This window comes from Mesorhizobium sp. M7A.T.Ca.US.000.02.2.1 (assembly GCF_003996995.1).
Taxonomy (GTDB): Bacteria; Pseudomonadota; Alphaproteobacteria; order Rhizobiales; family Rhizobiaceae; genus Mesorhizobium.
In genome coordinates, this window is record NZ_RZTT01000351.1 from 1 (window position 1) to 6,424 (window position 6,424).

A 6,424-nucleotide genomic window follows, 5' to 3' on the forward strand; every position below is an offset into this window, starting at 1 on the left:
CTTCGGGAACGGATCGACCTTGTTGGGCAGCGCCATGGCGTAGACGAAATGCTCCTGGAATTTCGGTTCCAGGGCCGTCTCGATCTTCTCGATCTTGCTGACCGTGTCCTCGATCTCGCGGCGGTAGCCGCGATTGAGCAGCGCCATGCGCGCGCCGGCACCGGCGGCGTTGCCGACGGCCGAGACCTTGTCGAGGTCGCAATCCGGGATCAGCCCGAGCACCATGGCGTATTTCGGATCGATGAAAGAGCCGAAGGCGCCGGCGAAATGGATGCGGTCGACATGCTCGGTGTTCTGCTTTTCCATCAACAGCTTGGTGCCGGCATAAAGCGCTGCCTTGGCAAGCTGAATGGCGCGCACATCGGTCTGGGCGATGGTGATCTTCGGCCCATCTTCCGTCAATGCGGCAGAGCCTTCCTTCAGCACGTAGGAGAAGGTGCGGCCGTTGGCGGTGACGCGCGGCGAACGGGCCGAAAGCCCGCCGTCGATGACGCCGTCCTCGGAAATGATGCCGGCGAGATACATCTCCGCCACCACTTCGATGATGCCGGAACCGCAGATGCCGGTGACGCCGGTTGCCTGGACGCTTTCCAGGAAGCCCGGCTCGTCGGACCACAGCTCAGAGCCGATGACGCGGTATTTTGGTTCCAGTGTATCGGGATCGATGCGCACACGCTCGATGGCGCCGGGTGCGGCCCGCTGGCCGCCGGAGATTTCGGCACCCTCGAAAGCAGGGCCTGTGGGCGAGGAGGCCGCAACCACACGCTGGCGATTGCCGAGTACGATCTCGGCATTGGTACCGACATCGACGATCAGCATCATCTCGTCCTGGCGATGCGGGCCTTCCGACAGCGTCACCGCCGCCGCGTCCGCCCCGACATGGCCGGCGATGCAAGGCAGCATGTAGAGCCTGGCGCCCTGGTTGAGCTTCAGGCCGATGTCGGATGCCTTGATGTGCACAGCGCCCGAAACGGCCAGCGCAAAGGGCGCGCCGCCAAGCTCGGTCGGATCGATGCCGAGGAACAGATGGTGCATGATCGGATTGCCGACGAAGACGCTGTCCAGGATGTCGTTGCGCTGGACATTGCCTTCGGCGCAGACCTTGTCGACCAGCCCAGAGATTGCCTCACGCACGGCGACCGTCATGCCTTCGCGGCCGTCAGGATTCATCATCACATAGGAGACGCGGCTCATCAGATCCTCGCCGAAGCGGATCTGCGGGTTCGAGGTGCCGGAGGAGGCGGCGACGCGGCCCGACAGCAGCGACACCAGATGCATGGCGATGGTGGTCGAGCCGATGTCGCAGGCGAGACCGTAGGCCTCGTTCTTGAGGCCGGGCCAAAGTGCTACGACGCGCGCGGTCTCCGAATCGGCATCCTTGTAGATGGCGGCGGTCGCGGTCCAGTTGCCCTTGCGCAGGATACCTTGCACCTGCGGCAGCAGATAAAAATCGAAATCAAGGCTTTTCAGGCCCCAATCGTGCATCAGCGCGATCTTCAGCCGGTCGAGATCGCCAAGCGGCTTGTGCATGTCGGGTTCTTCGATCTCGACATAGCACATGCGGATCGCTGAATCGCGGGCGATCACCCTGGTGTCGGCATCCTTGCGGATGGTCTGCGCGTTGATGACCGTGTCCTGCGGCACGTCGATGACGAGGTCGCCGAGAATCTGCGCCGAGCAGGAGAGGCGGCGTCGTTCGGGCAGGCCACGGACGCGCTCATAGCGCTCTTCCTTGGCGCCCTTGGGCGTGATGTGGTCGTTGGAGGAGGTGATCTTGTGCTTGGCGAAATTGCCTTCCTGCACCTCGATCTGGCAGCGCCCGCAGGTGGCGCGTCCGCCGCAGACGCTTTCTACGTAGACGCCGAGCTGGCGCGCGGCATCGAGCACCGGCGTGCCGACAGGAAAACGCCCGCGCTTGCCGGACGGCATGAACAGCACGAGCGGGTCGGTGATGTTGGCAGGTGAGTTCACGATTGCGCGCTTATCCTCGGCCCATCCGGGCTTCACGGCCGCCACGGCGGCGGCCGCCATTGCCGGCGCCGTCGCCCGGCGCATTGACTTGCGTCGGGGCGGCAACGGCCTGGCCGCCTTCGGCCGGCTTGTAATCCTTATAGGTGCGGATCCAGTTGGTGCAGTTCTCGTCGGTGCCGTTCAGCACATTGGCGCCGCGCACGGCTTCCATTTCCTGCGGCCGCACCGGGTTCATGATCGCCGAGGTCATGCCGGCGCCGATCACCATCGGGATGAAGGCGGCGTTGATGCCGTGGCGGTGCGGCAGGCCGAACGAGATGTTGGACAGGCCGCAGGTGGTGTTGACCTTGAGCTCTTCACGCAGGCGGCGCAGCAGCGCGAAGACCTGGCGGCCGGCGTCGCCGAGCGCGCCGATCGGCATGACCAGCGGGTCGACGACGACGTCATGCGCCGGGATGCCGAAATCGGCGCAGCGCTCGACGATCTTCTTGGCGACGGCGAAACGCACGTCCGGATCCATTGAGATACCGGTCTCGTCGTTGGAGATGGCGACCACCGGCACGTTGTACTTCTTGACCAGCGGCAGGATGGCTTCGAGCTTTTCTTCCTCACCGGTGACGGAGTTGACCAGCGGACGGCCCTTGGCAACCTTGAGTGCGGCTTCGATCGCAGCGGTGACGGAACTGTCGATCGACAGCGGCAGGTCGACCAGCCCCTGCACGATCTCCAGCGTCTGCACCAAAAGGCCGGGTTCGGTCTCGTTCGGGTTGACAGATGTAACGCCGGCGTTGACGTCGAGCATGGTGGCGCCGCAGGCTGCCTGCTCCAATGCGTCCCGGATGACGGTGTCGAAATTGCCCGCGATCATCTCGGCGGCCAGCTTCTTGCGGCCGGTCGGGTTGATGCGTTCACCGATCACGCAGAACGGCTGGTCGAAGCCGATGATGATTTCTCGTGTCGCCGAGGCGACGATGGTACGGGTCATGGAATTCTCTCCGCCGTGATATAAAGATTTCTTTATATCGTTATCTGGTTTCGTTCAAGCGAATGGGTGGCCGTCCGCGCCGTCAATGCGCGGTCTTCACCATGTCCACCTGCGTTTCGGTAATGTCGTCGTGCAAGATGCTGTCGAGCCGGTCGGCGACAAGCTGATCGTCGCGGCGGATCTCACGTTTCCACGGCTGGCGGCCCTTCAGCACGCCCGATTCATCGACGATCTCGGCAACATATTCTTCCTGCCGGTAGGCCATCACGTGAACGCCGGAAACGCCTGATATTTCCTTCACCTCGTTGATGATGTCGATGCAGAGCTGCTTGCCTTCCTTTTTCTGGTCCTGGGCGCCTTCCAGCCGCTTGATGACAGAATCGGGAATATGGATGCCCGGCACGTTCGAGCGGATCCACTTGGCCGTCTTGGCCGAGGCCAGCGGCCCGACGCCAACCAGGATGAAGCATTTTTCGGTGTAGCCGAGGTCGCGAACCTTTTGCATGTAGGTGCGGAACATCGGCACGTCGAAGCAATACTGGCTCTGCACGAACTGCGCGCCGGCGGCGATCTTCTTGCCCAGCCGATGCGGGCGGAAGTCGATCGGCGGCGCGAACGGATTGATCGCAGCACCCAGGAAAAGCTGCGGCGGCGTCGTCAGTTTGCGGCCGGACAGGAACTTGCCGTTGTCGCGCATGATACGGCAGGTCTCGAGCAGCGACATGCAGTCGAGGTCGAACACCGGCTTGGCGCCGGGCTGGTCGCCGGCCTGCACACCGTCTCCGGTCAGGCACAGCATGTTGGCGACGCCCATCGCGGCCCCGCCCAGCACGTCGCCCTGGATGGCGATGCGGTTCTTGTCGCGGCAGGCGATCTGCATGATCGGCGCATAGCCCATGCGGGTCAAAAGCGCGCAGATACCGACCGACGACATGTGGCAATTGGCGCCCGAGGCGTCGACGGCGTTGATGGCATCGACCCAGCCGTCGAAGATCTTGGCGCGGTTATAGACGTCTTCCGGATCGGCGCTGTCGGGCGGGTTGAGCTCGGTGGTGACGGCGAACTCGCCGCGCCGCAGGACGCGCTCCAGCCGGCCGCGCGAAGTGTGGCCGGGCAGGGGTTCGAGCGGCAGGTGGATGCCGGCCGGGTTCTCGTCGCGCTGGCGGCCGATCATGCCGGTGCCCCGGTGTTTGCCGTCTCATTTTTGGCGGCAGCGGCCGCTTCGCGTGCGGCGGCCGCCTGCGCGGTCACCCGCAGCCAGGCCGATGTTTCGCGCAGCGACTGGTCGACCGGCTTCTGCACGGTCAGGATCCTGTCGCCGTGCACCATGTTCTGCGAGCCTTCCCAGGCTTTGACCCAGACGCAGGGCATATCGGGCTCGACCTCGCAATTGCCGTTGGCGCGGACGCCGCCGCAAGGACCGTTGCGCAATTGCTTGGGGCAGTTCATCGGGCACGACATGCCGGTCGAGGACAATATGCACTGGCCGCACATGCGGCAGTCGAACATGAAGCCCTTGACGCGCTTCTCGACGAATTTGATCGGCCCTTCGACGCGGCCGTAACCTATGCCCTTCCACAAGGGATGGAGGAGCAGGAACATGTCGGCGAATTTGGCGTAGAACCATTCGAGTAATCGCGAGTGCCGCACAGACCATAATCTGACCGCAAAGGAACGCTGCACGCGCCGCTGCGGCGATACGTCGGCCGGCTTGTAGTCGGATTTCGGCGCTGCCTTTTTGACCAGAGTGGCCTGGGTAACCGGCTGGACAACCCTTTGGCCATCCTTGGCAGGAATGGTTTCAGACATTTTCTTTGCCGCCTGCCTTGACCAGGGCGACCAGCCGCTCGCGGTCGTATTTCGTGTCGATATCGTTGAATGCCTTCTCGACCTCGGCTTCGAGGTCATCGCCGACCGGAACGGGATCGGCCTTGCGCCATTCGGCCAGATAATCGTCGGTGCCGCCGGCGCCAGTGCGCATCGCGCACATGTCGATCGCTTCGGTGAAGCGCAGCGGCAGCTCGCGCTTGGCGTTCTGCCGGCCCTTCTTGACGATGATTTGGGCTGGGATGTCGCGCCAGTAGACGACGATCAGATCGGCCATGAATTCTCACTCCTCGTTCTGCGAGCATTGCCGGAAGCGCAGTGGGGCCGCTTGTTATGGGACGACGCGCGCGCATTCAAAAGCGACGCATTTGGATGTCGTAAAATGAAAGGTGTGATTATTCGTTTCCGGCGTCTGCCGGCGCCCGGTTCGAGGCTTCGGAAAAGCCGGCGCACGGCATGCGGATCCTGACGAGGAACGCGTTACCAGATGCCGGTTCTCAGGCCAGTCCAGAGATAGAACCAGATCGTCGGATGATACCATTGCTGTGATGGCAGGCCGGGGTCGACGGTGGTGATTTTTCCGGCCAGAACATCGCTGACCGCCTCGACGCAGATGTCGCGCGAGAACGCTGCCTGGCGCAACGCGTAGCTGGAGATGGTGTCGCCGCGTTGCGGTTGACCGCGCACCTGTTTCAGCACGGCGCCCGTATCGACGCCGGCATCGACCAGATGCACGGTGGTGCCGAAATTCTGCGGGTCGCCTGACGTCAACGCCCAGTAGCCACCGTTCATGCCGCGGTATTTCGGCGTGATGCCGGCGTGATAGTTGAGCACCGGGCAAGGCATCCGGGCAAGCATGTCCTTCGACAACAGCCTGCAGCCATTAAGCAGGACAACGCCAGGCTGGATCTTCTTGATCGCTTCGAGGCATTCCGGCCCGTTGGCTGAGGCGACATGGATGATTTCCTGATCCCGCCGCGGCTCGACCTCGAGCTTTTCCTCGGCAATCAGCCGGGCGGCATGGCTGGCGAGAAGCCGTTTGCCCAGTCTGCTGAGCACCATCGTGCCAAGTTGGCCGATGGCGGAGATCCAGCCCTGGCGGCGAGCCCGGCCGCGAAGCAATTGCTTTTTGGATTCAGGCGTTTCGAGGATGACGCTGACAGGGCCGACGCGGTCGGTGATCGCGTTGACGATAGCCCAGACATGCTGGCCGCCTCCGGTGACGACCACGATCCGCGTACTGGATTCTGATGCTGCCATGGATCTTGCCCCCTCCAAGCAACCCGTTCTTGATAATGGTCGGGATGCTAGGGCGTCCGGGTTAATCCTTGGTGATCAGCCTTCGATACACAGTCAGCGCTTGAATTCGATGATATCGAGCTTCGATTCGTAGTAGGGCGCCGGAAATTCGATGCGCCATTCCTTGGCGCTGTTGCGGAAGGCATAGCCGACTTGGTCGGTTTGCGGGCCGCTGCCATAGGGCTTTGCCGGATCATCGTTGACATAGAAGGAGCCGAGATAGATCGCGCGTTTCTCGCCATCATCGAAGAAGCGGCCCTTGGTGCGCTGCGAGCCGCTGATCTTTTCCAGCCGCCAGCCGGAACCGTCGTCGGTGACCTTGCACTTGAACCAGCCATAGAT

7 protein-coding genes are annotated in these 6,424 nt (G+C 62.9%); all 7 read right to left on the reverse strand.

Annotation, left to right across the window (positions count from 1 at the left end):
* On the reverse strand, positions 1–2,031 hold a 2,031-nt coding region (locus EOD15_RS25970; RefSeq protein WP_127408968.1), incomplete at its 3' end, for an ASKHA domain-containing protein.
* Entirely contained in the window at positions 1,982–2,956 is a 975-nt protein-coding gene (locus EOD15_RS25975) for a methyltetrahydrofolate cobalamin methyltransferase (protein ID WP_127271735.1), read from the reverse strand. The genes EOD15_RS25970 and EOD15_RS25975, both read right to left, overlap by 50 nt.
* A gap of 82 nt (positions 2,957–3,038) precedes the next feature.
* On the reverse strand, positions 3,039–4,130 hold the full coding sequence (locus tag EOD15_RS25980) for a methylenetetrahydrofolate reductase (protein ID WP_013531168.1): 1,092 nt from the start codon (positions 4,128–4,130) through the stop codon (positions 3,039–3,041).
* Entirely contained in the window at positions 4,127–4,765 is a 639-nt protein-coding gene (locus EOD15_RS25985) for a methylenetetrahydrofolate reductase C-terminal domain-containing protein (RefSeq protein WP_127271183.1), read from the reverse strand. Before EOD15_RS25985 ends, EOD15_RS25980 begins: the two co-directional genes overlap by 4 nt.
* Positions 4,758–5,060 (reverse strand): virulence factor, encoded by a 303-nt coding sequence (locus EOD15_RS25990; RefSeq protein ID WP_023812316.1) that lies wholly within the window; start codon positions 5,058–5,060, stop codon positions 4,758–4,760. The genes EOD15_RS25985 and EOD15_RS25990 overlap by 8 nt, the downstream gene beginning before the upstream one ends.
* A gap of 203 nt (positions 5,061–5,263) precedes the next feature.
* Positions 5,264–6,043, reverse strand: coding sequence for a formyl transferase (locus tag EOD15_RS25995; protein ID WP_127317919.1), 780 nt, complete (start codon positions 6,041–6,043; stop codon positions 5,264–5,266).
* 93 nt (positions 6,044–6,136) lie between these two features.
* On the reverse strand, positions 6,137–6,424 hold a 288-nt coding region (locus EOD15_RS26000; protein ID WP_127408969.1), incomplete at its 5' end, for a DUF4893 domain-containing protein.

Bases quoted from the DNA above. Each gene is read 5' to 3' on its own strand.
- EOD15_RS25990 (WP_023812316.1), bottom strand. From the start codon at position 5,060: ATGGCCGATCTGATCGTCGTCTACTGGCGCGACATCCCAGCCCAAATC.
- EOD15_RS25980 (WP_013531168.1), bottom strand. From the start codon at position 4,130: ATGATCGGCCGCCAGCGCGACGAGAACCCGGCCGGCATCCACCTGCCG.
- EOD15_RS25995 (WP_127317919.1), bottom strand. From the start codon at position 6,043: ATGGCAGCATCAGAATCCAGTACGCGGATCGTGGTCGTCACCGGAGGC.
- EOD15_RS25985 (WP_127271183.1), bottom strand. From the start codon at position 4,765: ATGTCTGAAACCATTCCTGCCAAGGATGGCCAAAGGGTTGTCCAGCCG.
- EOD15_RS25975 (WP_127271735.1), bottom strand. From the start codon at position 2,956: ATGACCCGTACCATCGTCGCCTCGGCGACACGAGAAATCATCATCGGC.